At 55.1% G+C, this 22,069-nt stretch carries 20 protein-coding genes; 9 read left to right on the top strand and 11 right to left on the bottom strand.

Translation table 11 applies throughout. The features are described 5' to 3' along the window. Positions 1-292 precede the first annotated feature (292 nt). The 3 genes from Q0510_RS16395 to Q0510_RS16385 form a co-directional block, all read right to left on the bottom strand. On the bottom strand, positions 293-979 hold the full coding sequence (locus Q0510_RS16395; RefSeq protein ID WP_298714171.1) for an NUDIX domain-containing protein: 687 nt from the start codon (positions 977-979) through the stop codon (positions 293-295). A 75-nt stretch (positions 980-1,054) separates the two neighbouring features. Then, complete coding sequence (locus Q0510_RS16390) at positions 1,055-1,435, bottom strand: hypothetical protein (RefSeq protein WP_298714168.1); 381 nt, start codon at positions 1,433-1,435, stop codon at positions 1,055-1,057. Between the two features lie 22 nt (positions 1,436-1,457). Then, positions 1,458-3,080 carry a M20/M25/M40 family metallo-hydrolase gene (locus tag Q0510_RS16385; RefSeq protein ID WP_298714165.1) on the bottom strand — a complete coding sequence of 541 codons (1,623 nt, stop codon included), beginning with the start codon at positions 3,078-3,080 and terminating at the stop codon, positions 1,458-1,460. A 160-nt stretch (positions 3,081-3,240) separates the two neighbouring features. Between Q0510_RS16385 and gcvT the strand changes: the two genes are divergently transcribed. The 3 genes from gcvT (at position 3,241) to Q0510_RS16370 (ending at position 5,628) form a co-directional block, all read left to right on the top strand. After that, positions 3,241-4,329: a glycine cleavage system aminomethyltransferase GcvT gene (gcvT, locus tag Q0510_RS16380; protein ID WP_298714162.1), complete on the top strand. Its 1,089-nt coding sequence runs from the start codon at positions 3,241-3,243 to the stop codon at positions 4,327-4,329. An 86-nt stretch (positions 4,330-4,415) separates the two neighbouring features. Next, positions 4,416-4,889, top strand: coding sequence for an SRPBCC family protein (locus tag Q0510_RS16375; RefSeq protein ID WP_298714159.1), 474 nt, complete (start codon positions 4,416-4,418; stop codon positions 4,887-4,889). Positions 4,890-4,902: 13 nt separating this feature from the next. Further along, positions 4,903-5,628 (top strand): 2-phosphosulfolactate phosphatase, encoded by a 726-nt coding sequence (locus tag Q0510_RS16370; protein WP_298714156.1) that lies wholly within the window; start codon positions 4,903-4,905, stop codon positions 5,626-5,628. An 81-nt stretch (positions 5,629-5,709) separates the two neighbouring features. Here the strand turns inward: Q0510_RS16370 and Q0510_RS16365 are convergent, their stop codons facing one another. Continuing rightward, positions 5,710-6,156 carry a DoxX family protein gene (locus Q0510_RS16365; RefSeq protein WP_298714154.1) on the bottom strand — a complete coding sequence of 149 codons (447 nt, stop codon included), beginning with the start codon at positions 6,154-6,156 and terminating at the stop codon, positions 5,710-5,712. A gap of 274 nt (positions 6,157-6,430) precedes the next feature. Here Q0510_RS16365 and Q0510_RS16360 point away from each other — a divergent pair, with 274 nt between their 5' ends. Further along, the gene (locus Q0510_RS16360; protein ID WP_298714152.1) at positions 6,431-10,162 is read left to right on the top strand and encodes a DEAD/DEAH box helicase; all 3,732 of its coding nucleotides are present in this window, start codon (positions 6,431-6,433) and stop codon (positions 10,160-10,162) included. Here Q0510_RS16360 and Q0510_RS16355 read toward each other — a convergent pair. Genes Q0510_RS16355 through Q0510_RS16345 form a run of 3 tightly spaced genes read right to left on the bottom strand, consistent with a single transcriptional unit; the run spans position 10,155 to position 12,336 of the window. Further along, a complete protein-coding gene (locus Q0510_RS16355) occupies positions 10,155-10,853 on the bottom strand; it encodes a response regulator transcription factor (RefSeq protein WP_298714149.1) in 699 nt (232 codons plus the stop codon). The genes Q0510_RS16360 and Q0510_RS16355 overlap by 8 nt on opposite strands. Next, a complete protein-coding gene (locus tag Q0510_RS16350) occupies positions 10,850-11,563 on the bottom strand; it encodes a HAMP domain-containing sensor histidine kinase (protein ID WP_298714242.1) in 714 nt (237 codons plus the stop codon). Before Q0510_RS16350 ends, Q0510_RS16355 begins: the two co-directional genes overlap by 4 nt. 59 nt (positions 11,564-11,622) lie before the next feature. Further along, entirely contained in the window at positions 11,623-12,336 is a 714-nt protein-coding gene (locus Q0510_RS16345; protein WP_298714146.1) for a hypothetical protein, read from the bottom strand. Between the two features lie 118 nt (positions 12,337-12,454). On the opposite strand from Q0510_RS16345, the gene Q0510_RS16340 reads away from it, so the two are divergent. Beyond that, the gene (locus Q0510_RS16340; RefSeq protein WP_298714143.1) at positions 12,455-13,303 is read left to right on the top strand and encodes a GLPGLI family protein; all 849 of its coding nucleotides are present in this window, start codon (positions 12,455-12,457) and stop codon (positions 13,301-13,303) included. A gap of 31 nt (positions 13,304-13,334) precedes the next feature. Further along, positions 13,335-16,064: an outer membrane beta-barrel protein gene (locus Q0510_RS16335; RefSeq protein ID WP_298714142.1), complete on the top strand. Its 2,730-nt coding sequence runs from the start codon at positions 13,335-13,337 to the stop codon at positions 16,062-16,064. A gap of 111 nt (positions 16,065-16,175) precedes the next feature. Here the strand turns inward: Q0510_RS16335 and Q0510_RS16330 are convergent, their stop codons facing one another. After that, positions 16,176-16,478 carry a hypothetical protein gene (locus tag Q0510_RS16330; protein ID WP_298714139.1) on the bottom strand — a complete coding sequence of 101 codons (303 nt, stop codon included), beginning with the start codon at positions 16,476-16,478 and terminating at the stop codon, positions 16,176-16,178. 222 nt (positions 16,479-16,700) lie between these two features. On the opposite strand from Q0510_RS16330, the gene Q0510_RS16325 reads away from it, so the two are divergent. Then, the gene (locus Q0510_RS16325) at positions 16,701-17,594 is read left to right on the top strand and encodes a TIM barrel protein (RefSeq protein WP_298714136.1); all 894 of its coding nucleotides are present in this window, start codon (positions 16,701-16,703) and stop codon (positions 17,592-17,594) included. Between the two features lie 11 nt (positions 17,595-17,605). Here the strand turns inward: Q0510_RS16325 and Q0510_RS16320 are convergent, their stop codons facing one another. From Q0510_RS16320 to mqnC, 3 genes are all read right to left on the bottom strand, one after another. Continuing rightward, on the bottom strand, positions 17,606-18,157 hold the full coding sequence (locus Q0510_RS16320; RefSeq protein WP_298714132.1) for a GNAT family protein: 552 nt from the start codon (positions 18,155-18,157) through the stop codon (positions 17,606-17,608). A gap of 108 nt (positions 18,158-18,265) precedes the next feature. Then, on the bottom strand, positions 18,266-18,919 hold the full coding sequence (locus Q0510_RS16315) for a hypothetical protein (RefSeq protein ID WP_298714129.1): 654 nt from the start codon (positions 18,917-18,919) through the stop codon (positions 18,266-18,268). A gap of 208 nt (positions 18,920-19,127) precedes the next feature. Continuing rightward, the gene (gene mqnC, locus Q0510_RS16310; RefSeq protein WP_298714125.1) at positions 19,128-20,252 is read right to left on the bottom strand and encodes a cyclic dehypoxanthinyl futalosine synthase; all 1,125 of its coding nucleotides are present in this window, start codon (positions 20,250-20,252) and stop codon (positions 19,128-19,130) included. A gap of 91 nt (positions 20,253-20,343) precedes the next feature. Between mqnC and Q0510_RS16305 the strand changes: the two genes are divergently transcribed. Then, a complete protein-coding gene (locus Q0510_RS16305) occupies positions 20,344-21,603 on the top strand; it encodes an aspartyl protease family protein (protein ID WP_298714122.1) in 1,260 nt (419 codons plus the stop codon). Positions 21,604-21,683: 80 nt separating this feature from the next. Next, positions 21,684-22,069, top strand: a 386-nt coding sequence (locus Q0510_RS16300; protein ID WP_298714119.1) for an insulinase family protein, incomplete at its 3' end; no start/stop codon positions are given.

Raw genomic sequence — 22,069 nt, 5'->3', positions numbered from 1 at the left:
AAGTAAACGCCTCCAATCTTTTCCAGGCCGAGGACATTTGTGGCTAACAGCATGCCGGCTAGCCAAAGCAAAAAGTAATGCGGTTTGATTTTCATCCGGGAGAAAGTTCGGTAAATGTCAGGCCATCCATTCCATTCGCCTCATTTCCAGTTTTTTGATGCCGGAAACTGCAAAACCGCTGCAGTAAAGGATCCGACGGCTATTTATGTGTATTTTACACAAAATTGGTATTTTCTCGAAAATCGTGAAAATCGATTTGTGTAAAATGCCTTTAAAATTGATAATGAATTGCTTACGAGAAAATCTCTACCGGAGCTCCGCTTTCCTTCAACTCCAGGAATTTCTCCCGGTTGAAGCTGTATAATTGCGCCGGGCGCCCCTGTAATGGGTGCTTCAACTTCTCCGGACGGGCAGCTAACAAACCAAGGCCGTTGATCTTTTTCTGGAAATTCCGGCGGTCCACCGGGCGGTCGTACACCCATTCGTACAACTTCTCCAGCTCCGAAACCGGGAACTTTTCGTCCAGCATTTCAAAAGCCAGCGGCTCCGTATGCAACCGCACCCGCAGGTGATCGATCGCCGCCGCCACAATGTCCGCATGGTCGAACGCCGTTACCGGCAGCTCACGCACAGGATACCATTTGGATTCCTTCGTCCCCGCGCCCAGCACGATCTTGCTCGCCGAATGCCGTATGAGCGCCAGGTGCGCCACGCAAAGTACGCGGCCACGGGGATCCCGGTCGGGATGGCCCCAGGTGCTCATCTGCTCCAGGTAATTGGCGCGCAGGCCCGTTTCATCTTTCAGTTCACGATGCACGCAGGCCTCAAGGGGCTCGTCGTTATGGACGAAACCTCCCGGAAGGCCCCATTTGAATATATGTGGCGGAATAGTGCGCTTGGTCAGCAACACCATCATGCCTTCTTTGGAAGAGTACCGGAGTACGACGGCTTCCGCCGTCACCCGAATGTGTTGATGCATGGTCAGGGATTAGGATATTCTAAGGGTTTGATGTTGGCTACTGCCTGTTACTGTCTGTTGTCGGGATAAAGTCGCTTACTGTCCGGCATACTGCCTCACCTGCGCCGTGCCCTTGTGCAGGTTCACGAACAAGGGATTTTTTTGTGGGTCGAACACGATAATGGCATTCGACTCCCATGCGTTCTGCGCCGTCGGTAATATGATCGCTACCTGCTGGCCGTTGGCCCGCTGGAACATCAGACTGTCTTTTTCAATGAATTTCGCGGTGAAACCCTGGCCGTCCAGGAACTGCACGATGCTGTCTTTGGCGATGCTCACGGCGCTATCCTGCAGCGGATGCTGGCGCAGCACGTAGCACTTCTCTCCTATCACCTGGTAATTCGTGGTATCCGTTTGCTCACGGACCTGGTTGCACGAGAATGCCAGCAGGGCCGCGGCCATATATATATAACGCATGCCGCAAGATAAATAAATGGGCTTAGAATTGAATATCAAATACTTTCTCCCCGCTCCCGCGCTTCACTTTCACGGTGGTGCTGTCGCCCGCTTTGAACGTGCCGAGGGCTTTCGTGTAGGTCATGGCGTCGGAAACAGGGTATTCGCCCAACTGCACGATCACATCACCTGGGAGGATGCCGGCGGCTTTCGCGGGCTTCCCGTCGCGCACGGCCTCCACTTTGGCGCCGCCGCTGTAGGTGTAATCCAGCATGATGCCCAGGGTAACCGTAAATCCGTTGCCGGTTATTGGCTGCGGGTCGCGGGTTTTGCTGAAGGCGAGTTTGGGCTTGCCGTTCGTTTTTTCGATGACGCCGTAAACGGTTTTCACGATGGTCAGCTGCCCGTCGTAATTGATTTTCTCCGCGTCGTCGCCGGGTTTATGGTAATCGCCGTGGGTACCGGTGAAGAAAAACAGCACGGGCACGTTTTTCAGGTAGAACGAAGCATGGTCGGAGGGCCCCAGGCCGGAGGAGTCGTAATGCACCTTCAGCCCTTTCGGCAGCGCGGCCGGCACCACCTCGCCCCATGACGGAGAAGTGCCGTACCCGCCGATCTGCAGGCCTTTCTCGGCCGACAGCCGGCCCACCATGTCCATATTCACCATATAATTCACCTGCTGCATGGGCACAGGGCCTTTTTCCGCGAAATATTTACTGCCGAACAACCCCAGCTCCTCGCCCGAAAACGCGACGATGGCGTAATTGGCGCTTTTGAGTTTGGATTCCTTCAGCAGGCGCGCCACTTCCAGGAGGGCGGCCGTTCCGGAAGCGTTGTCGTCGGCTCCGTTGTGGATCGACTTCTCGCCGGGCGACATGGAGTTCCGGTCTTCCCCGTACCCCAAATGATCGTAATGCGCGCCGATGACCACCGTGGCGGGGGCGCCGTTGTCGATATACCCTACCACATTGGTGCCGGTGCGTTTGGACGGCACCAGCTCAGCCTGGAGCTCCAGCTGGAATCCATTGGCTTCGTCGGCCGACAGCGCCTTGCTCCCGTCTGCCCCCACCCAGATGGCCGGGATGGAAAGGGTTTCGTGGGGTAGGTCGAGCCACTGGGCGGCGGTCTGCAGGTCTTCCCCGCCGTTGAAGAACACGATGCCGGTGGCATGGCTTTCAGCCGCTTCCCTGGACTTTTTCAGGTAAAATTCCAGCGGCGAGGCGTGGGGATTTATCTCGTCTTTGGATTTCTGAATGTCGATGAGCCAGACGTTATCGATTTCGTTGACGCCCGGGAGCACGTCGCCTTTGGCGCTTTTACGGGCGCTGAAAGGCAGCGGGAGGAACTGTCCGCCGGGTTCGAGAGGCTTGCCGTTGATGGAGAAGCGGGCATTGGGGCCGGCTTCGAGCCCTTCGCGGACGGTGAAGGTTTGGAGGTACCCGTTGGATCCTTTGGGCGCCAGGCCGATGATTTTCATCTGCTGGGAGATGTATTCGGCGGCGAGCTGTTCGCCGGCGGTGCCGGTCCGGCGGCCTTCGAGCTTGTCGGATGCGAGATAGGCTACGTGTGCCTGGAGGTTTCCGAGGGTTTTTCGGTCCGCTTTCTTCTGGGGGTAGGCGGTGAGCGCCATACCGGCCAGGGGCAGGATGAGGTAAAGCTTTTTCACTCCGGTGGGTTTTGGGGCAAAAATAAGACGAATAGCCGGGATGAACTCATTATTTATCATGGGATTGTCTGGCCGGGGGCTTACGGTTGTCCAATCCATAAATTAAATACTAAATTTGCCCGGCTCAGAAAGGGTTACAACAAAAATGAAAATTCAAGACATGAAAAACACGCCATTTACACAAAAACACATTGCGCTGGGGGCTAAGATGGCTCCGTTTGCGGGTTACAACATGCCCATTTCCTATACGGGTATCAACGACGAACATGCCGCCGTGCGCAACAGTGTAGGGGTATTTGACGTCAGCCACATGGGCGAATTCATGCTCAAGGGGGAACATGCCCTGGATCTCATCCAGCGGGTGACCAGCAACGACGCGTCCAAGCTCACCGCTGGCAAAGCGCAGTATTCCTGCCTCCCCAACAACGAAGGCGGAATCGTGGACGACCTGCTCGTGTATTGCATCGAAGAAAATAAAACCTATATGCTGGTGGTGAATGCCAGCAATATCGAAAAAGACTGGAACTGGATCAGCCGGTTCAACACCAACAACGTCGAAATGCATGACATTTCCGACAAAACCTGCCTGCTCGCCATCCAGGGGCCCAATGCCACCAGCGTGCTGCAGACCCTGACCGACAAAGACATCGTCAACCTGAAATATTACACCTTCGTGAAAGGCACTTTCGCGGGCGTGGAGAACGTCCTGATCAGCGCCACGGGTTATACCGGCGCCGGCGGGGTGGAAATTTATTTTGAAGATAAAGACGGCGCGGCCGACAAGATCTGGGACGCCATTTTTGCTGCGGGCGCTTCCCATAACATCAAGCCCGTAGGCCTCGGTGCGCGCGACACGCTGCGCCTCGAGATGGGCTTCTGCCTCTACGGGAACGACATCGACGACCGTACCAGCCCCATGGAAGCCGGCCTGGGCTGGATCACCAAGTTCACCAAAGACTTCCCTTCCCGCGCCATTTTCGAAAAGCAGAAAGCCGACGGCCTGCAGCAGAAACTGGTGGGTTTTGAAATGGTGGACAAAGGTATTCCCCGCCACGACTACGAAATCAAGGACGCGGAAGGCAACGTGATCGGAAGGGTTACTTCCGGCACCCAATCCCCTTCCCTCCAAAAAGCGGTAGGGCTCGGGTATGTAAAAACAGCGTTTGCAGCATTGGATTCCGATATCTATATTGCCGTTCGAGACAAACTGCTGAAGGCGAAAGTGGTAAAAGTGCCCTTCCTCGGATAATTCCCCGGAAGGCATACCAATTCCGCCCGGCGCAGCGTTACAGCAGCACCATTATCGGACCATATCTTTTAAACCGTAGAACCGCTATGCCAAGTATTCATCTGACCACGGTCATCCATGCCCCGTTGCAAAGGGTCTTCGACCTCAGCCGGAGCATCACGCTTCATAAACGAAGTATGTCGCACCTGAAAGAGGAGGCCATACGAGGGCGGACCAACGGGCTGATCGAATACGACGAATCCGTGACCTGGCGCGCGAAGCACCTGGGCAAAACCCGGGAGCTGACCACCCGCATCACCGCCATGCAGAAACATGGGCATTTTACCGACGAAATGGAAAAGGGCGATTTCAGCCATATGAAACATGACCATTTCTTCCGGGAGATCGATAACGGAACGGTGATGATCGATGTACTGGAGTTCGGGACGCCGTACGGCGTTTTCGGGAAATGGTTCGAGAAGATGTACCTGAAACGGTATATGCGCCGGCTGTTGGAATTACGCAATCAAATCATCAAGGAATACGCAGAGAGCGAAAAGTGGCGTGTGATCCTTGATTAATATATAAAGAAGAATGAGCGAGAATAACAAACCCAGGCTGGAAGTATGCCTGTCTCCCGCCCTGCTGCACCTGTTCGACGTGAAGAACAGCATCGTGGTGATCATCGATGTGCTGCGGGCCACCTCCACCATCTGTACCGCACTGCACAACGGCGCCGCGAAGGTCATTCCCGTGGCTACCGTGGAAGAATGCGTGAACATCGGCCGCCAGCTCAACGCCATCACGGCTGGCGAGCGCGACGGGAAAATCGCGGACGGGCTGCTGCATGGCAACTCCCCTTTCGAATACCCGGTGGAGTTCATCGACGGGAAGGTGCTGGTGCTGACGACCACCAATGGCACCAAGCTGCTGCACATGGCCAAGGACGCCGTGCAGATCATTACCGGATCTTTCCCGAACATTTCTTCCGTTTGCGAGTACCTGATTTCGCAGGGCCAGAACGTGATCCTGGGTTGCGCGGCGTGGAAAGACAGGGTGAATATGGAAGACACGCTCTTCGCCGGTGCGGTGGTGAGCCGTATTAAAGAGCATTTTGATGTGAACTGCGACTCGGCCCTGGCGGCTGAAACGTTGTACCACAGTGCAAAGAGCGACCTTTTCGGGTTTATGAAGCAAGCATCGCACTACCAGCGCCTGGCCCGTTACGGCCTGGAAGAAGATATCCGCTTTTGCCTTACGCCGGATGGCGCTGATGTGCTGCCGATCCTGCGGAACGGGGAGTTGGTGAAAGAAAAATAATTGCTGGCAAGCATACACGTAAAAGGGTGAGTTTCATAATGAAAGCTCACCCTTTTTGGTTGGTTTCCGGATGCGGGGGCGTTATGCCAGCGCAGCGGAAGATCTCTTTTTAGCCAGCAAGTTATCCAGCGACCATGCGCCTGCGCCGCCCAGCGCGAAGGCGAGGGTGATGAGGAGGGCGAACAGCGGCGACGACACATCGGCCATACCCGTTCCCGTATTGATTTTGAGGATCACGGCCACGATCATGGTGAGCACGAGCGATGCGGAAGCCCAGCGGGTGAATAGGCCGAGGGCCAGGAGCAATCCGCCTGCGAATTCAGCTATGGTGGCGAGCAATCCCCAGAAAGTGGGAGCGAATGATATGCCGAGGAAGTTCATGGCGCCGCCGATCATGGTCCACAATTGCGCGCCTCCGGCAAGTTTCTGCCAGCCGAAGATGAAAAACAACACGCCCACGCCCGCGCGGAGAACGGTAAGGCCGAGGTTCAGGCCTTTAGAATCATTGATTGAAAGGGTGTTTCCCATAGAAAAATTTTATACAAAAGTACGGTCAGCACCCCCCGGTACTCAATGGATATTTTTCCATTTGAGGTGTACATTTTTTTGCGGGAAGAGGTGGTTTGGGACCCGTTTCGGCCTTTCAATTCAGATTTTTTTGCTTACTTTTGTGGATTGCCTTTTTATGAGCCGTCATTGTACAGAATAGTGAAGAATAACAGAAGAATCGAGTGAAGATCCCGGCAGTGCCCGCAGTCATATAACCCCGGCTTATGCAAAAGAAGGCAATCGTAAGAAAAGCATGTCGCTACCCCACTTATTAAAATATGTATATAATAACGGCACCGACGAGGTGATCCGGCGGGGGAAACGCATATTCGCCACCGGCGGCGTCGAGTTGCTGGAAGGTGATCCCGTTCTTCGTTCGGCTTCGTTCCGGGTGAAGAGCGACACGCATGCCAATTACTACAAAGTTACCATCAGCAAATACAACGAGCCGGCCACCATGAGCGTGCGCTGCCAGTGCCCCTACAACCTGGGAGACATCTGCCGCCACGAAGCCGCCGCCCTCTTCCAGCTCCAGGAAATGCTGGACAGGAACCACTTCGACGCATTCGACACACAATACGACCAGCAGCACACTTTGGTGAAAATGAAGTCGATCGACCTCAAGACCATCAAACTGCTGACTTCCAACCACATCCTTTCCGAAGCCGACCGCATCCTGCGCAAAACGCAGGCCGTCATCAAATCCGCGAAAGATGAAAAGGTGGAAGCCGAACTGCGGGCCGACGGGAAGAAATATCCGCTCATCCTCCAAAGGAACGAAGACCGGAATTTCGATACCCACTGCACCTGCGACGAGCACGAGCATCCGCTCTGCGTCCATAAGACCGCGCTCTTCCTGCAGCTGCTCACCGCCCACGGGCCCTTTTACTTCGATACGCTCCGCAACTGGGACAAGGAGAAAAACAAACTCCTTTCTTCCTACGGATATTCCCTCAGCGACGACCTCGAGGGCAAATTCGCATTCTCATACCTCAACGGCAAACCCTTCCTCCGTGTACTCGATCCCACTATCAAAAAAGTGGAAACAACCGTGGCCGCCAAAACGGAAGCCGCTGAGCCGGAGGAAACCCTCACCGTCACAAGGCGCCTGGGCGTAGTGCTCAATGCCAACGACAAACTGTTCCCCTATTTCCAGGCGGAACTGGTGAGCGGAGACGCCAACGAAGACGAAACCGAATTCGTATCGCTTGTCAACCGCATCGACCTGGGCAAGTACGTCGACTTTTACCTTTTCAAGGAAAAAGACCGCGACCTCATCTCGCCCGTCCGCAAGCTCCAGCATTCCGAAGTCAACAAGTTCCTCAACAAGAACTCCCCTTTCGCAGGGATCTGGGAAAATATCATGCACGAAAGCGAATCGGGCCTGCCCATGGAAACCATGGAGCTCATCGTGGAGTACCTGCAGCCCAAGATCGCCAAACTGTTCCCGCTGCTCGCGGAGCACAAGCTCGTGTTCATCCTGCGCGACGGACAGCCGTTCAAAACCAAGAACCTCCAGCTGCTGGAGGTTTCCGGCGATCCCCTCAAACCTTATTTCAAAGCCGGCAACGGCGGCGACCATGTTGAAGTAACCGCCTGGGTGGATATCGAAGGCGAATCCGTCAACGTATCGGCCAACCAGTGGGCCAGCCCGTTGTTGTTCCTGTATAACAACGTCCTGTATTACTTCGACAATCCCAAAGATTCCATCCATCTGCTCCAATACCAGGAACATAATTCCGTTCGCGTACCTTCCGGCGAATGGCAGGATTTCCTAAAGGAATCCATCCTCCCGCTCGGCAAGGAATACGCCGTGCAGTACGACGCGTCGCTGCTGGCGGAGGTGGACGACGTTATCCCCGAAAACCGGGTGTACCTGAAGGAAATGGGTGAAACGTTCGTTATCCAGCCCGCCTTCTCCTATCATGGCCACGATGTGGAATGGAACGACGAAACGCGCATCACGGTGCAGGAAGGCAATAAAGTGCTTGTCATCCACCGGAACAAGGAAGCGGAAGACGCATTCGTGAACCGCATCCGCGCACTGCATACCAATTTCTCCGTCCACAGCAACTATAATTATTTCTTCCTCCGCGCCAAAGAAGCCCTGAAGAACAACTGGTTCTTCCTGTTTTTTGATGCGCTGAAAGAAATGGACGTGCGCGTATTCGGGTTCGAGCAGCTGCGGAATTTCCGTTTCTCTGCCTCCAAACCCGTTACCAACCTGCAGATCAGCTCCGGCATCGATTGGTTCGACGCACAGGTGGAAGTGGTGTACGGCGATCAGAAAGTTGGCATCCGCGACATCAAGCGGGCGCTGGCCAACAAACAAAATTACGTGCAGCTGGCCGACGGTTCGCTGGGCCTGCTGCCGGAAGAATGGTTGAAGAAATATTCCCTTCTCTTTAAAATCGGGGAGGAAAAAGATAAAGGCGCCGGCCTCAAACTGAGCAAATACAACTTCTCGGTGATCGACGAGTTGTATGAGTTCATTGACGACGAAGCCATCCTCGTGGAGCTCGACGAAAAGCGGCGCAAGCTGCTGAAGTTCGACGAGATCCGCAATGTTCCCCTGCCCGCCAACCTTAACGCCAACCTGCGGCCTTACCAGGAAAGCGGCTTCCAGTGGCTCAATTACCTCGACGAAGTGAAATGGGGCGGGATCCTGGCGGATGACATGGGTCTTGGTAAAACCGTTCAAGCCCTCACCTTCATCCAGCATTACAAAAACCGGTACGACCAGTGCACCATGCTGGTGGTTTGCCCCACCACGCTGATTTACAACTGGGAAAACGAGATCAGGAAATTCACGCCGGACATCACCTGGCACATCCATCACGGGCCGCAGCGCCTCCGTATTTCGGAGGAGCTGGGCAAGTTCGATGTCATCATCACCACTTACGGCACTTTGCGCAGCGATGTGCAGCTGCTGATGAAGATCGATTTCGATTATGTGATCCTCGATGAATCGCAGGCGATCAAGAACCCCCAGTCCAAGGTCACCAAAGCCGCCCAGTTGCTCAACACCCGCAACCGGATCGCGCTGTCGGGTACCCCCATGCAGAACAACACCTTCGATATCTACGCACAGATGAACTTCCTCAACCCGGGGATGCTCGGCAGCGTAGACTTCTTCCGCAACGAATTCGCCACCCCGATCGACAAGTTCCAGGACGAAGAAAGGAAAGAGCACCTCAAAAAGCTCATCTATCCTTTCATCCTCCGCCGTACCAAAGAACAGGTGGCCAAAGACCTGCCGGAGAAAATCGAAACCGTTATCTTCTGCGAAATGGACCCGGAGCAGCGCCATATTTACGATGCTTACCGCAATTCGTACCGCTCCAAAATCCTCGGTGTGATCGAGGACCAGGGCATGGAACGCAGCCAGCTCACCATCCTGCAGGGCCTGATGAAGCTCCGCCAGATCTGCGACTCGCCCGCCATCCTCAACGAAACGGAGAAATATCCCAACCACTCCGTGAAGCTGCATGAGCTGACGCGCGAGATCTCCGAGAACATCAGCAACCACAAAGTACTGGTGTTCAGTCAGTTCCTGGGTATGCTCGGCCTTATCAAAGACCGCCTCGCCCATCAGAAAATTCCTTACGAGTATTTCGACGGTTCCACCAGCACCCAGGACCGTGAGAAAGCCATCCAGAACTTCCAGAACAACGAAGAGTGCCGCGTGTTCCTCATTTCCCTCAAAGCCGGTGGCGTGGGCCTCAACCTCACTGCGGCCGACTACGTCTACATCGTGGATCCCTGGTGGAACCCCGCCGTGGAACAGCAAGCCATCGACCGGACGCACCGTATCGGGCAAACGAAGAATATTTTCGCTTACCGCATGATCTGTAAAGACACCGTGGAAGAAAAAATCCTGGAACTGCAGGAACGCAAAAAGTCGCTGGTGAAAGACATCATCGCCGACGATTCCGGCTTCATCAAAAAACTCACGAAAGAAGACGTGCTCTATCTCTTCAGCTAATCAACTTATATCCGACCCCGCGGATATTGACGATCTGGATCTTCGGATCGTCTTTCAGATACCTGCGCAGTTTAGTGATGAAAACATCCATGCTGCGCGCGTTGAAGAAATTATCATCGCCCCAGAGATCCATCAGCACGGGGCGGCGTTCCATCACCTGGTTTTTATGGCGGCATAAGCGCAGCAGCACTTCCGCTTCGCGGTGCGATAGAAATTCCGTGTAGCCGTTACGCGTGAGGGTCTGTTTGTGCGGCCGGAATACGAACTGCCCGATCCCGATTTCATCTTCCGAAGGAGCCGGCGGCGCGGGAAGGTGACCGAAACGCGCCAGCAGCGAGCGTATGCGGACGATCAGCTCATCCATGCTGAAAGGTTTTTTCAGGTAGTCGTTCCCGCCCGATTCAAAACCTCTCACCACATCGGCGGTTTGCGATTTGGCGGTGAGGAAGATGATGGGAATTTGTTTATCCGTTTTGCGGATTTCGGTGGTGAGGGAGAACCCATCGAGGTTGGGCATCATGACGTCCATCACGATCACGTCGGGTTTGTGCTGGCGGAAGAGGCGGAGGCCTTCAACGCCGTCGGCCGCGCAGATCATCGTGAAGCCGCGGGTTTCGAGGCTGTCTTTCACGATCTGGGCCAGTTGCGTTTCGTCTTCGACGAGTAATATGACGGGTTGGGATGGGTTCATGCTGCGGGGATTTCCAGTTGAAATTCGCTGCCTTTTTCGGGCTCGCTTTTTACCTTGATGGTGCCGCCGTGCTTTTCGGCGATCTTCTTCACATAACTCAGTCCCAGCCCGAAACCTTTCACATTGTGCAGGTTGCCGGACGGCACGCGGAAGAATTTTTCGAAGATGCTGTTGTGATAGCTATAAGGAATGCCGATCCCGTTGTCTATCACCGAAATACGCACCCAGCCCGGCCTTCGGGCGAGGAGGATAGAAATTTCGGCATGTTCGCCGGAGTATTTGATGGCATTATCGACGAGGTTGTTGATGGCGTTGGTGAGATGGGAAGGATCGGCCTTGATGAGGGGATCCGACAGCATCGTGTAAGTAAAGTCCGTTTTCTTGCCGGATTTCAGGCGGTGGTTGGAAATGATTTCGGAGATGATATCGTTGAGATCCGTGGTTTCGGTTTGCAGGACGAGGTCTTCTTTTTCTTCGGCGGCGATGTGGAGTACTTTTTCCACGAGGTCGCCGAGGCGCTGGAGCTCCTGGCGCGAGATGCGGAGGTAGTTCGCCGTTTTCTGGGGATCGGCGAGGGCATTGAAGCGCTCGAGCGCTTCCACAGCCGCGGAAACGGTGGCGATAGGGGTTTTCAACTCATGTGTCATGTTATTGATGAAATCGTTGCGGACTTCCGAAAGGCGTTTTTGCCGGAGGATGGTGCGCAGCATATACAGGAACGAGCAGACGGTAAGCAGCAGCAATACGGCCGTGGCGGTGAGGCTGCCGGTCATGCGGCCCAGGATGTGCGGCATGGGACTGTCGAAACTGGCGGACACGAAAATGTTATTGGCCGGGTTGAAGGGGATGATGTGGGTGTGGAGGGGCGTTTTCCGGTAGGATTGCAGCTTTTCCGGCCCCGCCACCATTGTATCGAGGCGATAAGCGGTACTGATCCCCCGGGCCCCCAGTTCCCCGCGGTAAAGGCTGTCCAGCTGAGGGCCGTGCGGTAGAAATCCCTCCTCACCAGGATATCCGAAATCTGCCGCGAGAGCGTGTCCGTCAGCTGGCGGATATTGGTATCGCGCTGCACGCGGCGGAAACGGATCTCATCGCCATTGGCTTCCACGACTTCGCCGGCCATCGCGGCGGGTTGGCCGGGCGCAGACAGGAAAATGGATTTGCGCAGCACAGCGCCCGGCGCCGCCAGTTCCGCGGAATCTTCCAGGTGCAGCACCTGGACGTGCGGCTGGGCGGGAACGGCTGGCGCGCTGTCGGAAAAGGTAGTCGTATAGGTAAGATTGAATTTCGCCAGCCCCAGCACCTTCCCGGCATCGCCGAATTGTTTGTGGAACACGGCGGTCCGCAGCGCATCGTTGATATCCCGGTCGAATTCCTGCAGGCGTATCTTGTACGACTCGTACAGCCAATACCCCTGCAGGGCGAGAATGCCGAGGATGCAGGCGGTCATCAGGACGAGGATATTTCGGATCCGGTTGCGCATGGATGTAAAGCTATTCAATAAGTGCACACGACCGCTTGTTGCTTAACACTAATTAACAGTCGTTATGACTGGTTAACCCTTTTCCCGGCGCTCCTGCCGGAACTTTAGGAAAAAAATCATGAAAACGTTCGCAATGCTGGCGGCAGGCCTGATGATGGGCGCCGCTGTTCAGGGGCAGCAACCTTCCGGGGTGATTCACTACGAAGTGAACTCCAAGATCGAGATCGGCCAGTTCCGGATGGTGATGCGGGGAGCCGATGGCTCGGTGACAACGAGCAATACGCCTCCGCCCGACATGCCCAACCTGGTGACTTTCGACCAGACGTTCACCTTCGCCGGCGGGATGGGCCGGATAGAAACCGAGGGTGGAGGGAATATGATGCGGAGGATGACGCTGGGGGCGCCCAGCGCGGCGGCTTTAACATTTTCCCCGGCGGGAGCGCCTCCGGGCGGTGCGCCGCCAGCGGGAGCGGTTGGCCGGTCATCATCACTGCGCCCCCCTGTCACCAACTCCATGTATATTGACCTTATAAATAAACGGTATTTATCGGTGCTCACCCGGCAGAAAGACAGCATCGTGGACGGGGCCTGGTACACCGAAGAGGCGTACAAGCCGGCCGCGGAGCTGAAGACATCCGGGAAAACGAAAACCATCGCGGGGTACCGTTGCCAGCGCGCCACGGCGAACGTGGGCGAGGAGAGTTTCGTGATCTGGTATACGACTGAAATCCCCATGCTCTTCTCCCCCGTCAACGGTGTATGGCCGCCGCAGGGCGTAGTGCTGGCGCTCGAAAGCTCGAAGCGCTCCTACATGGCGAAGAAAGTGGTGTTGAAGCCTGTTCCCGATGCGCCGGTGTTGCCGGCTGGCGCGGAAAAGGTGACCGCGGCGGAGTTGAAGGAGAAGCAGCGGAGCCTCATGGAAGCATTTCACAACGAGCAGCTGCAAAAGCTGCAGGAAGCAGAATAATAACCCAATAGCAAAGACACAGCGCCCCCTCATGAAGAAAATCCTCAAGATAAACGGGTTAGCCATTTTAATGGTGCTCGGGATGGCGGTCGCGTCCCGTGCGCAGCTCCGTGAATTCAGGGTAACGGGCAGGATCACCGACCAATCCACCCGGGAAGCACTCCCGAATGCCCCCGTGGCCCTGCTGGGAAAGGATTCCGTTACGGCGGCGCACGCGGTAACGGATTCCCTCGGCCGGTTTACCCTCACCGCCACCCAGCGCGGCCCTCTCCGCCTCGTGATCGCGTACATGGGCTACGAGACCTATTCCCGCCACCTGCTCGTTTCCGATACCGCCACCCTTATTTCCGCCGGGAATATCGCCATGCCGCCGAAAGGGATCAACCTGGCGAGGATAGAAGTGGAAGGCTACCGCCAGCCCATCACCCTCAAGGAAGACACCGTCGAATATAACGCGGGATCGTTCAAAACCCGGGAGAACGCCGTGGCGGAGGAATTGCTGAAAAAACTCCCGGGCATCACCGTGGAGCGCGACGGCACCATCAAAGCCGGCGGCGAAACCGTGAAGAAAGTGCTGGGCGACGGAAAGCCCTTCTTCGGCAACGACCCCAAAATGGCCACGCGCAACCTGCCCGCCGATATCCTCGACAAAGTGCAGCTCATCGACCAGAAAAGCGACCAGGCACAGTTTACAGGAATCTCCGACGGCCAAACGGAAAAGGTGCTCAACTTCACCGTAAAAGAAAACAAGAGAAGGGGCTTCTTCGGGCGGGTGACCGGTGGTTACGGCACCGACCAGCGGTTTTCCGGGAACGGGAATATCAACGCTTTCCGGAAAGAAAAACAGTTCTCTTTTATCGGGAGCGGCAACAATACCAACGGCACCAGCAACCCCGAAGGCGGCATGGGCAACATGGGTGGCGGAACGGGTATTTCCCGGAACTGGAACGGAGGCCTGCAATTCAATAACAGCACCTCGCCCAGGTTTAAACTGAACGGCAGCTATTACCTGAATAACAACCGGATGGAAACGGAAAACACCAGCAGCCGGGAGAACATTTTCCGGAAAGATTCCTCCAGCTATGTGACGGGCAGCGATCTCGGGAACAATGCCATGGTGAGCCACAACATTCATATGCGCATCGAAAGCGAGATCGATTCTTTCCATTCCTTCATCCTCACCCCCAACCTTTCTTTCTCCAATACCGACAATTTCTCTCAACGCCATTCTACCACCCGCAACAACGGCGGCGATACCGTGAACACCAACCGCAGCAACACACTGGTGGATTCCAAAACGCCGAACATCAACGCCCAGGCGCTTCTCCGCAGGAAATTCAGGAAAAAAGGCAGGACGCTCAGCGCCAACCTCACCTTCCAGCATAATAACAGCGACGTGAGCACCTTCAACGAAGCATATACCCGCTTCCGGACCGATGATACGCAATACCGCCTCGATACGATCGACCAGAAAGTGCAGTCCGAAAACCTGGCGCGATCCATCGGCGTCCGCCTCAGTTACACCGAGCCCGTGTTCCGCGACCGTTACCTGGAAGTCAATTACGGGTACAACAACGCCTTCAATTCCTCCGACCGTTATACCTGGGACCGCAGCAAGCCCGGCGGCGAATACGACCTGCTCAACGACAGCCTGACCAATCATTTCAACAACTTCAACACCCAGCACCAGGTGGGGCTCAATTTGCGCACGGAAAAGCTGAAGTACAATTACACCCTGGGTTTCAACGTGCAGCGGAACCAGCTCGAAAGCCGCAACCTTACCAAAGGCGAAAACGTGGAGCAGCAGACGACCAACTTTTCACCCACCGCGCAGTTCGCCTATAATTTCTCGCAGAACAAGCGATTTAAGATTTCGTACCGGGGGAACACGCAGCAACCTTCGCTGGAACAGCTGCAACCGGTGCCCGACCTGTCGAACCGGCTGATGATCCGCCTGGGGAACCCCAACCTGAAACCCGCGTTCCAGAACATGGTCAATCTTACATTCAATACGGTTAACCGCGAAAACTACCGGACGTTTATGGTGGGGATGACGGGCATGCTGCACCTGAACCGGATCGTGAACAGTTCGGTGCTGCGGGAAGACGGGGTGCAGGTGACGCAGCCGGTGAACATGAACGGCGGCCTGCACCTGAACGCCTATTCGGTGATCGGCCTGCCGCTGGATAAATCCCAGAAAGCGGCTTTCAACTTCACCACGGAAGCCGGCTTCCGGCGGGATCCCAGCATGGTGAACAACCAGAAAAACCAGACGAACAACCTTACGTTGGGGCAGGCGGTTAATTTCAACCTGAGCGTGAAGGAAGCGTTTTTTGTGGGAACAGAAACGCGCGTGACGTTCAACAACGCCCGGTTTTCCGCCAACCCCCAGAACAATACGAAGTATTTCAATTACGACCTGAACCTCGATGCGAGCCTGAACCTCCCCTGGGATATGACGGTGACCGCACAAACGCACTATACCGCCACAACGGGCCGTGGCGAGGGGTTCGACCAGCAATTTACCCGCATCAACGCATCGGTGTCGAAAACATTCCTGCCCAGGCGCCAGGGGATTTTGCGGTTCATGGTATATGACCTGCTGAACCAAAACCTGAGCGTTTCGCGGACGGTGGCGGACAACTACATCGAAGACTCGCGGAATATGATGCTGCGCCGGTATTGCATGCTGTCGTTCACCTGGATCTTCAACCGGTTCGGCGGGCAGAACGCCATGTCGCCGCCTCCGCTGATCCGTTGACGGGAGCTGTGATGTAAACGGGAAAATTCATCTGCTATCCCGCGGACCTGGGGAAACGAGCTGTCCGGGGAGCGGCCCTGGGTTAGGGGGCCTGAAGGGTTCTTTTCGGGGTCAGAGGTCGTTAAATATGCGTTTCTTGCTCTGCGCCTGCCAGTAGTTCGAAATGTAAACCACCAGCCGCGCGATGGTGAAGGTAGGGATGAAATCCAGCCCGGGGAAGAGCTCTTCGATAAAGTTGAAGGCGCCGCCGAAAAGGCCGACAGGGCCGCCGAACAGGCGATAGAAGACTATCGCGGAGATAGGCGCCCAGATCACATCGCTCACCTCCCCCAGCAAAGGCACCGCATAACTGGCCAGACCAATCAGGTCCATCACCAGGCAAACGAGCAAACTGGGAGTAGATTTTCTTTCCATACACACGGGTTTATGCTTATATAATCAAATAGCCCGCCAAAATGTTACAGGGCAGGGCGCGATCATCCCCCGCAATCCCCCCAAACCCTTATCCCTGCTGGATGTATATACGAATGCGGTTGGTCATTTGGATGCGGCGCCGCGGCTTTTTTGCAGCAGAAACCAGGGCTTGCATTCCGGCGAAAAAAAATATACTTTCACTGTCGGTAAAACCGTCACGTTATGAAAACACCCTCATCCCGCAGAGATGCGATCAAAAAAGTAGCGACTATGGCCATGGCAAGCACCGTCTTTTCCTCCCTCAGCGAGCGCGTTTCCGCCCACGAAAGAGCCGTGGACGCGCCGCTCAAAGGCAAAGTAAACCACTCCGTCTGCGCATGGTGCTATAGCGGCATCCCCCTGGAAACACTCTGCGAGTCGGCCCGCGACATGGGCATCCGCAGCATCGAGATCATCTCGCCCGAACAATTCGAAACCATCAAGAAATACGACCTCACCTGCGCCATGGTAGGCGCCCAGCACCGCGACTGGGGCATCGTCCGCGGCTGGAACCGGAAAGAGCACCATGCCGGCCTCGGTGAATATTACCGCGACCTGATCGATAAAACCTCCGCGGCAGGGTTCACCAACCTCATCTGCTTCTCCGGCAACCGCAACGGGCTCGACGATGAGCAGGGTATTATCAATTGCGCCGAAGGCCTCAAACAGATCATCGGTTACGCGGAAAAGAAAAAAGTGACGCTGGTGATGGAATTGCTCAACAGCAAGGTGAACCACGCCGATTACCAGTGCGACCGCACCGCCTGGGGCGTAGAGCTTTGCAAGGCTGTAGGCTCCGATAACTTTAAGCTGCTCTATGATATTTACCACATGCAGATCATGGAGGGAGATGTGATCCGCACCTTGCAGGATAACCAAAAATACATCGCCCACTACCATACCGGCGGCGTGCCTGGCCGTAACGAAATCGACGAAACCCAGGAACTCTACTACCCCGCCATCATCAAGGCGGTAGTGGAAACCGGGTTTAAAGGCTTCGTGGCGCAGGAGTTCGTGCCCAAACGGTCGGACAAGCTGGCGTCGCTGCGCCAGGGCGTTCAGATTTGTGACGTGTAAAAACGAAGGGTTCAGGTGCGGGCTTTCTGCCAGTCGTAGCGCAGCATGCCCATCACCACCATGTCTACATACTGCCCATGCAGCTTGGCACTCTCCCGCAGAATGCCTTCGCGCGCAAAGCCTAGTTTGATAGGTATTTGCGCGCTTTTTTCGTTTTGAAGGACGAAGCGGATCTCCACCTTATTGAGCCGGAGGGAAGCAAAAGCATAATCGATCAGGGCGCGGCAGGCTTCTGAAACGATCCCTTTGCCCTGCATGGCGTTCACGATCCAGTAACCGATCTCTGCTTTCTGGAGGATGTGGTCCCAGCCATGGAGATCGATCACGCCGCAAAGCGTATCTCCATGCCAGATGCCGAAAGCCACGGCTTCCTGCTCGTCCGCTTTCCGGAGCATCAGTTCTATGAACCGCAGGGAATGTTCCTCGGAAGTGTTGTAATCGACCCACGGCAGGAAGCGCCGCAGCGTTTTCCGGGAGTCGTGGATCAGCCGGAAGAGGGCCGGGGCATCTTCCGTTTGCAGCTGGCGCAGCCGGGTTTCGGTGTTGACGGGTATTTCTAACATATGGTCAGGCGGGTAAACATAATAAAAAACCACCTAAAACACCAACAGGCGACCCGCCCGGAGGCAAGTCACCTGTCGACTTTTGATTATGACGGTACTGTACTACGCTTAGTTTCTGCTGATCAGCTGCTGCTTCGTCATATCCTTCACCACATGGCTGGAATACACTACTGCCATCCGCTCGGCGGACGCAGGATCAAAGGTTTCCGTCTGGATGGAATACAGCAGCTGCTGGTCCTGTATGCTGTACAGGTTGCTTTCCAGGAAGTAGCGGGTATTGGTGGTGTAGTAGCCGGGATCATACACCCTGCCGTACATCCAGTTGTAATACCCCCACCAGCGGCCGTAATAGGGGCCGCCCCAGGGTCCATACATCATATTGTTGCCGGGCACGTAGCTCTTTTCTTTCGCTTTGTCCAGCATCACGATGGTCAGCACATTATCGATATCGTCTTTCCGGAGTTTCTTCAACGCCTGCTCTTCCTTCAACCCTTTAAAAGCCTTGGGCCCGAACACATCGAAGGCGGAAACGGCCTGGTAGCCGCGCTGTTTGAGCGCCAGCACCATTTCTTTTTCCATCTGTCCACGTAATCTCCCTTCGCGGTCGTTCACGAGGCCCAGTACCATGATCTTCTTGCCTTTGTCCAGCGAGGTTTCCGGTTCTTTCCACGAAGATGTCACTTTCGTGCTCGAACAGGCGCCGAGGAATAACACCAGTCCGGTCAATATCCCTGCGGTCATGAGTTTCATCTTGGTCTTCATCGTATTGGTGTTTTATATGGGTTAGACGATGAAAGAAGCCCAAAAGATACATGCCCCTCCACGGTTTAACATATCTTTCACCGAACTGTTAAAGTATTGTAAAGCAGTGTTTTAATGCAATAAACAGGCAGGTTTGGCGTTGCGGGTGGGATAAATGGAACTGCCGGCGCGATGGCCGGCAGTTGGGTATGATTCTCTTGGGAATATATTAGTAATTGATTACCTGCTCCTGGATCGATTCCGGGATATCGCGGGGTTCGTAGAGCTGGTTGCGGAGCTGGGGTTCGAAGCCCGCTTCGCGGATAGCGTCCTGCATGGACTTGTAAGTAAAGCGGTGGGGCGCACCTGCGGCGCTTACTACGTTTTCTTCGATCATGATGGAACCGAAGTCGTTTGCGCCGGCATGGAGGCAGAGTTGCGCTACCTTTTTACCTACGGTGAGCCAGGAAGCCTGGATATTTTTGATATTGGGCAGCATGATGCGGCTCATGGCGATCATGCGGATGTATTCTTCTGCGGAAGACGTGTTATGCACGCCCCGTACGCGCGCCAGCAGGGTGTCCACGTCCTGGAAGGTCCAGGGGATGAAGGCGGTGAAACCATAATGCCCTTCGGGCTTTTCGGACTGTACCTGCCGGATGTCGACCAGGTGCTCGAAGCGTTCGAGAACGGTTTCCACGTGGCCGAACATCATGGTGGCGGAAGATGCGATATTGAGCTTATGGGCGGCCCTCATCACGTCGAGCCACTCGGCTGCGCCGCATTTGCCTTTGGAGATGAGCCGGCGTACGCGGTCGTTAAGGATTTCGGCGCCGGCGCCGGGGAGGGAGTCCATCCCGGCTTCCTGGAGGGCGCGGAGCACTTCGATATGGGTGCTCTTTTCCAGTTTGGTGATGTGCGCTACCTCCGGCGGCCCGAGTGTGTGCAGGCGGAGCGTGGGATACAGCTGTTTAAGCTGGCGGAAGAGGTTGACATAAAAGCTGAGGCCCAGTTCCGGGTGGTGGCCGCCCTGCAGGAGGAGCTGGTCGCCGCCGTACTTGAGGGTTTCCTCTATTTTGACTTTATATTCTTCAATATCAGTGATATAGGCCTCCTTGTGACCGGGTATCCGGTAGAAGTTGCAGAACTTGCAATTGGCCGTGCATACGTTCGTGGTATTGACGTTCCTGTCGATCTGCCAGGTCACCTTGCCGGAGGGGACCTGCTGCTTCCTCAGTTCGTTCGCGATTTCCATCAGCTCGGCCAGCGGTGCATGCTCAAACATGTAAACGCCTTCCTCAGCAGTCAGAAATTCGAACCTTTGCGCTTTTCCGTATAAATCCTGTAATTGCATCTTGTCAGCAAAGGTAGGGTATCCCCATAAATTATTTTGCCGCTTGTAAGATTTAAGAACGCGGGGTAACGGAGGAAATGTTAAATTTAAAGTGGAAGCCGCGGGTAAGGTCCCCGCCCTTCCCCTGACTATTATGGGAGCCAAATCCATCTTTCACGTTATCATCCTGATCCTGAGCCTGCTGTCCACCCCCTGCCGATCATACGCCCAGGGAACCGAAGACGCCAACCAGCCCGAAGCCCGGCTGATCACCCGTTTTCCCTTTAAACAATACTACGGAGGCGTGGTCGTGATTTACGCCAGGCTCAACAACTTTCCCGATACATTGCAGTTTCTCCTGGACACCGGCAGCGCCGGCATCTCGCTGGATACCGCCACCTGCGTGCGCCTCGGCCTCAAACTCACTCCCTCCGACAGGGTTGTGCGCGGCCTCGCCGCCAGCAAAACCATCTCCTACGCCGCGGATAACACCCTTCATCTTCCCGGCCTCAGCGTCGACAGCCTCGACTTCCACATCAATAACTACGAGCTCATCAGCCAGGTATACGGCATCCAGATCGATGGCATCATCGGCTACAGCCTCCTTTCCAAATTCATCATGCAGGTGGATTACGATAAGGAGGAAATCCTTATGTGGACCAACGGCGAATTCAAATATCCCCGCGGCGGGCAGATGATAAAACCCAATCTTACTTTCATCCCCGTCATCAACGCCCCTTTGAAAAGCGGGAAGCGCAACATCAGCCACCGCTACTACTTCGATACCGGCGCGGGCATGTGCCTGCTGCTGTCGACCCAGTTCGTGAAAGACAGCTCCCTGCTCGTCAAGCGAAAGGCCAAAGTGATCCCTACCGAAGCGCAGGGCCTGGGCGGCAAGATGCAGATGTACATCACCACCATGACCGAATTCAAGGTCGGGAACTATTCTTTCCGCAACGTGCCCACCTATTTGTTTGACGATATCACGAACATCACCTCCTACCCTTCGCTGGCGGGTATGATCGGCAACGACCTGCTGCGGCGCTTCAACCTGACGTTGAACTATTCCAAAAAGGAGATCCATATCATCCCCAACACCCACTTCCGTGATCATTTCGATTATTCCTACACCGGCCTTATCATCTACCTGATCGACAACCGGATCGAGGTGACCGACGTGATCCGCAATTCCCCGGCGGAGAAGGCAGGTTTCCAGGTGGGGGATGTGATCCTGGCCATCAACAATAACTTCTCTACCAACCTGCAATTGTACCGCGACATCCTCAAGAACATCGGCACACGCCCCAAACTGTTGCTGATGCGGAACAAGGAACTGATGGTGAAACAGCTCCCCATCCGCAGCATATTGTAAGGAACGGCTTTTGTCGTAGATTTGCATGTTTCGGTCCGCCAGTCCGGCGGTTGCCGGCAATTATTTTATATATTCGGCATATGGTTCATTTTTCAAAGTTTACGCTGGATAACGGATTGCGTGTGATTGTGCATGAAGACGCCACCACACCCATGGCGGTTATGAATGTGATGTATGATGTAGGCGCCCGGGACGAGGACCCCGCGCAGACCGGTTTCGCGCACCTCTTCGAGCATCTTATGTTCGGCGGAAGCGTCAATATCCCCGAGTACGACGAGCCCCTGCAGATGGCGGGCGGCGAAAACAACGCGTATACCACCAACGACCTCACCAATTACTACATAGAACTGCCGGCCGAAAACCTCGAAACGGCTTTCTGGCTGGAAAGCGACCGCATGCTGTCGCTCGCGTTTTCGAAGAAATCGCTGGAAGTGCAGCGGAAAGTGGTGGTGGAAGAATTCAAGGA

The sequence above is a fragment of the uncultured Chitinophaga sp. genome, from assembly GCF_937874145.1.
GTDB lineage: Bacteria > Bacteroidota > Bacteroidia > Chitinophagales > Chitinophagaceae > Chitinophaga.
The sequence above is the reverse complement of the archived record's forward strand: the minus strand, read 5'-3'. Positions and strand labels throughout refer to the sequence as shown.